Raw genomic sequence first — 6,750 nt, 5'->3', positions numbered from 1 at the left:
GGGTCAACATCGTCTCGGGCCGGGACGAGCTCGCGGCGTACGGCGACAGCGAGGGGGACCAGGCTCAGCGCTATGCCCGCACCGGCGAGTTCATGCGGCTGGTCCGCCGGCTGTGGACCGAACAGGACGTCACCTACCGCGGCGAGTACTTCCAGGTGACCGGCTCGACCCTCGGCCCCCGGGTCCAGGCGGGCCCGGGCCGGCCCCACCCGAAGCTCTACTTCGGCGGGGCCTCCGCCGCGGCGGAGCGGGTCTCGGCCACCGAGGCGGATGTCCAGCTTTTCTGGGGTGAGCCGCTCGACGGCATCGCCGAACGCATCGCGCGCCTGCGGGAACTGAGTGGGAAGCTGGGCCGCGAGCACCCGCCGCTGGAGTTCGGGCTGCGCATCACCACCTTCGTCCGGGACAGCACCGAGCAGGCCTGGTCCGACGCGGAAGCCAAGGTCGCCGTCCTGGCGGCCCGCCAGGACGACCTCCCCGAGCGCCGTGGCCGCTTCCGCGCCGTGGGCCAGCGGCGGCTGCTCGACCTTCAGGCGCGCGGTGAGGTCCTGGACGACAATCTTTACACCGCGCCGGGCCGGATCGGCGGCGAGGGCGCCGGCACGACCTGGCTGGTCGGCTCGGCGGCGGATGTCGCGAAATCCCTGCGCCGGTACGCCGACCTGGGGATCACCCACTTCGTCCTGTCGGACACGCCCTATCTGCAGGAGATCGAGCGTCAGGGGAACCAGCTGTTGCCGCTACTCAGGACGCCCGGCTGACCAGCTCGCCGACCGGAGACAGGTGATTGCCCTCTGCGCGCGGGCCGGCGGCGCGGGCGGACTCGGGCAAGGACCAGAAAGATCTACGTCGACGAACTCCCACGGATCACCCGCTCTGGAGTTCGCCAACCTCGGGGTCAGTCGTATCGTCCATCGAGTCGATGATCAATAGCCGGCGTTCTCAGCGTCGAGCCACCCCACAAGATCGTAATCCGCGGCGAACCGGTACGTGTACTTTCCACCGTCAGCTGGGTCTTGCCGACCCCGCCCAGACCGTGCAGGGCGTTGATCGTCCACCACACTCCGTCGCCGTCTGTGCAGGCGATGCTGGAGGCGGTGCTCGCTCGGGCCGCCGGCCAGCACCGGTTACATGTCAGGGGCTTTGAAACACTTTTTCGACCAGGCCTATTGCCGTTGCGAGTCATGATGCATGAGTGAGCCTGCGTCTCGCAGCCGCCCCTGCCTGGAGGCGACCATCAGCTGCTCCTGCGCTCTGTACGTGCATGGCAACTCCGACATGACCGGCGCGGTTGCCGCCCTGTATGCAGCGACCCGGCCGGAGGGGGCGCGCCGAGCCACCTACATGCGTGATGAAAGTCTGACTCGCGACCAGGCGATCCGCGACCTGCAGGGGCTCAAAGCCGCCGGTCTGATCGAGGAAGCCGGCCACGGCCGCACTCAGCGCTACCTCGCCGCCGGTCCTGCCGCCCAGGCTGAACGCGCGGTCCGCGCCCCGATCATCGCCCAGCTGCTCCGCGACCCCTACGGCGCCGACTGATTCCCTTGGCCCGGAACCGCGTCAGTTTCCTGATCTGTTGAGCACCCCGACGGACGCGGGCTCAGGAAGTGGGCCAGAACGTGCCGTCATTGAGTTCGGCGAACCGTTGGTAGTAGTCGGGGGTGCCTTCAAAGACGACCTGCAGCTTGGGCCGTTGGGCGGGTAACTTGCGGTGTACGACGATCGCGGTCACAGATCGAGATCTGAGTGCCGTACGCCGAGAGCGTCGGCCAGCGCGCGGGACCGTTGTGTCTCGACCCGGAACGCCGTGCCGTCGGGATTGGCCTCGGCGACGTTGGTCCACAAGTCGGAGCTGACTCGGGTCGCCATGTCACGGTCGCCGCGAGCAGCCAGAACACAGCTGTTCAGGTAGTGGAACAGCCTCCACCCCAAGGTGCCGGCCCACACGGTGCTGGCGGCCGCCCGGCGGCGGTGCCATCGTCGCCGGCCTGTGCTTCGGCGCGTTCGTCCTGGCTGCCGCCGAACTGCTCGACGGACGGCGGGTCACCACGCACTGGCGGTTCGCTTCCCGGCTCGCCGCCGATCATCCGCTGGCGGCTGTCGACCCGGACGTGCTCTACGTCGACGAGGGTGACCTCGTCACCAGCGCGGACAGCGCCGCGGGAATCGACGCGTGCCTACATCTGCTGCGCCGGGCCCGCGGGTCCGGCGCCGCGAACACGGTCGCGCGTTCCCTCGTCGTCGCGCTGGACCGGCTGGGCGACGCCGAGCTCGATGTCGACGCGATGGCCGATGTGGGAGGCCCTTGCCCGCTCGCCGTGAACGGGCACGCCGGAAAGCCGAACATCCGCTCGGGCGGTCGGGCGGTCGGGCCCGTGCGTCAGGCGACGGACCGTGCCGGCCGTTCTATCTGCTCAACGCGGCCAGCGCCCTGTCGGCGTGCGTGTTCATGTTCAGCTCACTGCTGATGGCCTCGATGATGACCTGGTCCGTACCGATCACGAAGGTGGCGCGCTTGACCCGTAGCAGGTCGATCGGCCGCTTCACGCCAAATGCGCGCGACACGCTGCCGTCGGCGTCCGAAAGCAGCGGATAGTCGAAGGAGTGCTTGTCGGAGAACTCCTTCTGCTTGGCCACGGTGTCCGTGCTGATACCGACCCGCTGGGCGCCGACCTTGGCGAACTCCGCCGCGAGGTCCCGGAAATGACAGCTCTCCGCGGTGCAGCCCTTGGTCATCGCCGCCGGGTAGAAGAACAGGACGACCGGACCGTCGGCCAGGAGGGTGGAAAGCCTGCGAGGGGTGTTGACCTCGTCTGGCAGCTCGAAGTCCGGCACGGTGTCGCCGACATGCAGCATCTGTGCGCTCCTCACCTCGGGCTGGGCGACAGGCATCGGCCCGGCGTCCAGGGCCGTCGGAGCGACGGCTGATTTCGTACGCTATCCCGACCCGGTGACGCTCTGCACGAGAGGAGCGGTTGACGACGACCCGATCGGCGCGGCCCGGACGGGCGTTCAGACCGGTTCGAACTCTTCCCACCACCGGTAGAGGCTCACGGCGTTCGCCGTAGTGCCAGGTTTCCGCCTCGTCGAGCTCGTCGGAGCTGGACCACCTTCACCGGGCGCTTCACCGGGCCGGTCTCTTGAGACACCACCCGTCAGCGACACCGGCGGGCGTTGAGCCGGACGACCGGGCTGTCGGTCAGGCGCGCGAGCTCGCCGTACCACTCGACGATCTGCACCCAGTCGGTCTCCTCGGTGGTGGGCGCGTCGGCGTGGAGTGCCGCGATGGCGGCCTGGGCCTGGAACGCGCCGAGGCGGTCGCGGGCGAGGGCCGCCTGCAGGATCTCGACGCCCTGCGCGATCGACTCGGTGTCCCACCGGCGGCGGTCCTGCTCGGCGAGCGGCACCAGGCTGTCGTCGGGCGTGGTCCGGGCGGCGCGGCGCACGAGGATCCCGAGCACGCTGGGGGTGAGGCTGCAGAGCAGGGCCTCGTTCCCCGCCGCGGCTCCTGGCCGGGGGAGATGCTCTCATAACGGTTATGAGGACAGGCGTAACGAGTGCGGCCGCGCGCACGACGATGGTCGGTCGCGGTGCTGAGGGGACAGCCCGGTGAGAACCAGTCGCCTGGAGGCGTTCAGTGACGGTGTGCTGGCCATCATCATCACGATCATGGTTCTCGAGCTGAAGGTCCCCGAGGGGCACACGTTCGCGGACCTGTGGCACACCACCGGGAAGGGCCTGCTCAGTTACCTCCTCAGCTTCGTCTACGTCGGGATCTACTGGAACAACCACCATCACATGTTCCAGCTGGCCCGCCGGGTGACCGGGGGTGTTCTCTGGGCGAACCTCGGCCTGCTGTTCTGTCTGTCGCTGTTCCCGTTCACGACCGCCTGGATGGATGAGACGGACTACGCGCGCTTCCCGGTCGTCCTCTTCGGTGCGAACCTGCTGGCTGCGGCCTGCGCCTACGTCATGCTCCAATGGGTGGTCATCCGGGCGCACGGACCCGACTCCCAGCTCAGGCAGGCCGTCGGATGGGATCTCAAGGGCAAGATCTCGCCGCTGTTCTATCTCGCCGGAATACTGTCCGCGCTGTTCGTCGACACCCACGGCAAGCTCGGCGTCATTATCGGAACCGGCTGCTACACCATCGTCGCGCTGATCTGGATCGTCCCTGATCGCCGCATCGGCCGCGCCGTCCGCGAGTTCGGCTCCCCGGACTGACCTGCGGCAGGTGCAGGTGATGGCCGACCATCGAGCCTTTCCGCGGCGAGCGCGACGGTCTCGTGACCGTGGAGAAGCATGTCGTCGTGCCGGCGGCGGGCAGACAGGAGGTCGTCGAGATTGTCCCGGGCCCAGCTGCGGGCCGCTTCGACCAGTTGCAGCAACGTCCGACCAAGGGCGGTCAGACTGTATTCCACTCGGGGCGGGTTCTCGTCGAAGACGCTTCTGTTCAGCAGGCCGTTTCGCTCCATCGCGCGAAGGGTGTCGGTCAGGACCTTCGCGCTCACCGGGCCGAGCAGCTGCCTGAGCTCGGTGAACCGCCGTGGTCGGGCCTCGAGGCACAGGACGGCCATCGCGGTCCACTTGTCGCCGATCTGGATCGGGAAGGCGCTCATCGGGCAGGCCGGGTCGAATGTCGGGGCGTCTGCCGTCTTCTCCACTCCGCCCACGGTAGCCGGTCACGTTGCGGTAACCGGCCTACCGCCCCCTACCTTGGCCACCATGACAGGAACACAGCCCTTCGGGGCGGTATCCCGATCGGGCGCACCGGCGCGGGTCGTCGTGCTCGGTGCCGGTGGTCGCGCGGGACGCGCCGTCAGCCAGGAGTTCGTCAGCCGGGGGCATCGGGTGACCGGCGTGGTGCGCGACGCCCGTCGACACCGGTCGCTGGGAGATCTTGGTGTCGAGGTGGCCGAGGCGGATGCCACCCGCGGCGCCGATCTCGTCGACGTTCTGCGTGACGCCGACGTCATCGTGGTCGCGGTGACGCCCTTTTCGGCGCCGCCGCCCTCGTTCGACGGCTTTGACGAAGAATTCTACGAACATGTTGTTGCCGGTGTCGTCGGCGCCGCGCGGAAGTCGCCGGCCACCCGGCTGATCACGATCGGGTTGTTCGCCACGCTGACCATTGCCGACGGGCGCACGGTGATGGACGACCCCGCCGTCTTTCCCCCGTGGCTGTTGCCGTTCGCGCGGGCGCACGCCCGTGAACTGCCCGCGTTGCGCCGCCGCGCGTCCGACCTCGACTGGTTGGTCGTCACCCCACCGGCCGGGTTGCAGGCCGATGGCGCGGCCGGCGCGGCGGGCTATGTCCTCGTCGAACCGCCGCTCGACCGCGGCCTTGTCGAGGGCGTACTCGGCTATGACGAGCTCGCGCGGGCCATAGCGGACCAGGCCGAAACCCCGACCTTGCACCAGACCCAGGTGGCCGTGCTGCCCACGCCGGAGGCGACCACGCCGCAGGCGACCGCGGAGGAACGACAGCCGAAATCGAGTGATTGACCGTCGGCGTGACGGCGAGCAGGGATGATTGCGTCGACCGCGTCGGTGCTGAGCGGCAGGAAACCCGAGGAGGGCCGCCAGGTGTTCGAACGATTCACCGACAGCGCCCGGAGTGCCATCGTCTGCGCGCAGGAGGAGTCCAGGGCACTCGGCCACGACCGGATTGACGCGGAGCATCTCCTGCTCGGCCTGTTCTGCAAGGACGCCGGGCCGGCGGGTGCGGTGTTGGGTTCGTTCGGCCTCACCCTGGCCGACGCCCGGTCGGCGGTCGCGGCGGCTGTCGGCGCGAGTGAGCACCCGCCGCAACAACACATCCCGTTCGCTCCGCGCGCGAAGCGCGTCCTGGAGAAGTCGCTGCGGGAGGCTCAGCTGCTCAGCAACACCTTCGCCGGCCCCGGGCACCTTCTGCTCGGGCTGCTTGACGAGCACGAGGGTGTCGCCGCCGACATCCTCACCCGATTCGGCGTCGGCCCTGAGACAAGTCGCCGCCGAATTCTCGCAGCCATCGCCGCCACGCGGGAGGCTGCTCCGCCCGAGCCGCTTCGCCAGCCACGGGCCGCGATCGCCAGAGCCAACGCCCGGGCTCGTGAGATCGCCGTGCAGCTCGGCCAGGTGCGAGCGGCGAAGGACGCCGCCATCGACGCGGGCGACTTCGCCGCCGTGACCGCGGCGCGCGAACGCGAGAAGGCCCTGCTAGCGGAACACGCCCAGTTGATCACCGACCTGTAGCCCGGTGGCCGGGCCCCACCGGCGTCCGCCTCGCGGGAGTAGCCGCGGCGCGCGCTGCGATCGGCCTCCTCGACGCGGCAGCTGCCCGTGCGTCTTCCAGCGCATTCGGGTAGGACGCCTATCCGACCCTGGCGTTGAAGGCGGCCGCGCTCCTGCATTCCCTCGTCCGAAACCACCCACTGGTCGACGGCAACAAGCGCCTGGCCTGGCTCGCGGCTGTGGTGTTCCTCGACATCAACGACTACTCCACCGACCTCGTCGACGACGAAGCATTCGAGCTCGTCATGGAGGCGGCACAGGGGATCGTTGACATCCAGAAGACTGCCGATCGGCTGTGCGCGGTCCCGGCGTGATGATAATTGCAATCTTTTATCCGCCTTTACTGCTTGATGGCGAAATTCCGGTCTCAGGGTGCGGCAGCAGCGGGGTTCCCGCGAGGTGCGGGAGGCGGGATGGTGCGGGAGGCGGTTTCACCGTCGGCGGTGATGCGGTCGGTGGGCGCGCCGCAGGCGGGTC

The 6,750-nt window shown here is 69.0% G+C and carries 10 protein-coding genes and 3 pseudogenes; 7 read left to right on the top strand and 6 right to left on the bottom strand.

Features of this window, described 5'->3' with window-relative positions:
- Both NBZ85_RS25375 and NBZ85_RS33880 read left to right on the top strand, forming a co-directional pair.
- The coding region (locus NBZ85_RS25375; protein WP_261562728.1) for an LLM class flavin-dependent oxidoreductase at positions 1–761 on the top strand (761 nt) is incomplete at its 5' end.
- A gap of 324 nt (positions 762–1,085) precedes the next feature.
- A pseudogene (locus NBZ85_RS33880) lies at positions 1,086–1,302 on the top strand (hypothetical protein); the annotation flags it as partial.
- Between the two features lie 298 nt (positions 1,303–1,600).
- Here NBZ85_RS33880 and NBZ85_RS25365 read toward each other — a convergent pair.
- Both NBZ85_RS25365 and NBZ85_RS25360 read right to left on the bottom strand, forming a co-directional pair.
- A complete protein-coding gene (locus NBZ85_RS25365; protein WP_261553576.1) occupies positions 1,601–1,732 on the bottom strand; it encodes a hypothetical protein in 132 nt (43 codons plus the stop codon).
- Positions 1,729–1,869 carry a hypothetical protein gene (locus tag NBZ85_RS25360; RefSeq protein ID WP_261553577.1) on the bottom strand — a complete coding sequence of 47 codons (141 nt, stop codon included), beginning with the start codon at positions 1,867–1,869 and terminating at the stop codon, positions 1,729–1,731. Before NBZ85_RS25360 ends, NBZ85_RS25365 begins: the two co-directional genes overlap by 4 nt.
- A 107-nt stretch (positions 1,870–1,976) precedes the next feature.
- On the opposite strand from NBZ85_RS25360, the pseudogene NBZ85_RS34120 reads away from it, so the two are divergent.
- Positions 1,977–2,132: pseudogene (locus tag NBZ85_RS34120) on the top strand (DJ-1/PfpI family protein); the annotation flags it as partial.
- A gap of 45 nt (positions 2,133–2,177) precedes the next feature.
- Here the strand turns inward: NBZ85_RS34120 and NBZ85_RS34115 are convergent.
- The 3 genes and pseudogenes from NBZ85_RS34115 to NBZ85_RS25340 form a co-directional block, all read right to left on the bottom strand.
- Positions 2,178–2,330, bottom strand: a complete 153-nt coding sequence (locus NBZ85_RS34115; RefSeq protein WP_261553578.1) for a hypothetical protein — start codon at positions 2,328–2,330, stop codon at positions 2,178–2,180.
- Positions 2,331–2,406: 76 nt separating this feature from the next.
- Positions 2,407–2,856, bottom strand: a complete 450-nt coding sequence (locus tag NBZ85_RS25345) for a peroxiredoxin (RefSeq protein ID WP_308204924.1) — start codon at positions 2,854–2,856, stop codon at positions 2,407–2,409.
- Positions 2,857–3,173: 317 nt separating this feature from the next.
- Positions 3,174–3,446 (bottom strand): annotated as a pseudogene (locus NBZ85_RS25340) (DUF6596 domain-containing protein); the annotation flags it as partial.
- A gap of 163 nt (positions 3,447–3,609) precedes the next feature.
- Here NBZ85_RS25340 and NBZ85_RS25335 point away from each other — a divergent pair.
- Positions 3,610–4,224 carry a TMEM175 family protein gene (locus tag NBZ85_RS25335; RefSeq protein ID WP_261553579.1) on the top strand — a complete coding sequence of 205 codons (615 nt, stop codon included), beginning with the start codon at positions 3,610–3,612 and terminating at the stop codon, positions 4,222–4,224.
- Here the strand turns inward: NBZ85_RS25335 and NBZ85_RS25330 are convergent.
- Positions 4,143–4,664, bottom strand: coding sequence for a winged helix-turn-helix transcriptional regulator (locus NBZ85_RS25330; protein WP_261553580.1), 522 nt, complete (start codon positions 4,662–4,664; stop codon positions 4,143–4,145). The genes NBZ85_RS25335 and NBZ85_RS25330 overlap by 82 nt on opposite strands.
- A gap of 61 nt (positions 4,665–4,725) precedes the next feature.
- Here NBZ85_RS25330 and NBZ85_RS25325 point away from each other — a divergent pair, with 61 nt between their 5' ends.
- The 3 genes from NBZ85_RS25325 (at position 4,726) to NBZ85_RS25315 (ending at position 6,587) form a co-directional block, all read left to right on the top strand.
- The gene (locus tag NBZ85_RS25325) at positions 4,726–5,505 is read left to right on the top strand and encodes an NAD(P)-dependent oxidoreductase (protein WP_261553581.1); all 780 of its coding nucleotides are present in this window, start codon (positions 4,726–4,728) and stop codon (positions 5,503–5,505) included.
- Between the two features lie 24 nt (positions 5,506–5,529).
- Positions 5,530–6,234, top strand: coding sequence for a Clp protease N-terminal domain-containing protein (locus NBZ85_RS25320; RefSeq protein WP_261562727.1), 705 nt, complete (start codon positions 5,530–5,532; stop codon positions 6,232–6,234).
- Positions 6,235–6,362: 128 nt separating this feature from the next.
- Positions 6,363–6,587 carry a type II toxin-antitoxin system death-on-curing family toxin gene (locus NBZ85_RS25315; protein ID WP_368861441.1) on the top strand — a complete coding sequence of 75 codons (225 nt, stop codon included), beginning with the start codon at positions 6,363–6,365 and terminating at the stop codon, positions 6,585–6,587.
- Positions 6,588–6,750: the final 163 nt, after the last annotated feature.

It is taken from the genome of Frankia tisae (assembly GCF_025403405.1).
Classification (GTDB): Bacteria; Actinomycetota; Actinomycetes; order Frankiales; family Frankiaceae; genus Frankia; species Frankia tisai.
The sequence above is the reverse complement of the archived record's forward strand: the minus strand, read 5'-3'. Positions and strand labels throughout refer to the sequence as shown.